Origin of the sequence: Neorhizobium descurainiae, from assembly GCF_051400715.1 — a bacterium.
GTDB lineage: Bacteria > Pseudomonadota > Alphaproteobacteria > Rhizobiales > Rhizobiaceae > Neorhizobium.
Genome location: NZ_JBLFFK010000107.1, coordinates 1 through 550, shown reverse-complemented (window position 1 = coordinate 550; position 550 = coordinate 1). Strand labels below are relative to the sequence as shown.

General features: G+C 65.5%; 2 protein-coding genes. Both read left to right on the top strand.

What is annotated here, in order from left to right; genetic code table 11:
* Positions 1 to 244: SUMF1/EgtB/PvdO family nonheme iron enzyme (locus tag ACMGE0_RS33665; RefSeq protein ID WP_436820193.1), on the top strand; the 244-nt coding region annotated here is incomplete at its 5' end.
* A gap of 118 nt (positions 245 to 362) precedes the next feature.
* Positions 363 to 550 (top strand): L-histidine N(alpha)-methyltransferase (locus ACMGE0_RS33660; protein WP_436820192.1); only part of this gene is annotated, 188 nt, incomplete at its 3' end.

The window sequence follows — 550 nt, the reverse complement described above, 5'->3', positions numbered from 1 at the left end:
GGGTCCGGCCTTCTTCGGCGATGTCTGGGAATGGACCGGCAGCGCCTATCGCCCCTATCCGGGCTTCCGCGCTGCCGAGGGCGCGGTCGGCGAATACAACGGCAAGTTCATGAGCGGCCAGTTCGTGCTGCGCGGCGGCAGCTGCGCGACTCCACGCGGCCATCTGCGCGCGAGCTACCGCAACTTCTTCTATCCGCACCAGCGCTGGCAGTTCACCGGCGTACGCCTGGCAAAGGATCTGTGATGTCCATTTATCGTCATTCCCGCGAAAGCGGGGGCCCATCTCCCGCCGCCTCAGCAAGCGGACCCGTTCGGAGATGGTTTCCCGCTTTCGCGGGAATGACGTTTGAAGGTGCCGGGCGATGCTGAAGCAGGAAGCCGGGGATGGCCAGTCGGGAATTGCCGACCCCAATTTCCGCGCCGACGTTCTGAATGGCCTCGCCGCACATCCGCGCGCGATCCCGGCGCGCTGGTTCTACGATCGCCGCGGCTCGGAGCTGTTCGAAGCGATCACCCGGCTTCCCGAATATTACCCGACCCGCACCGAGAC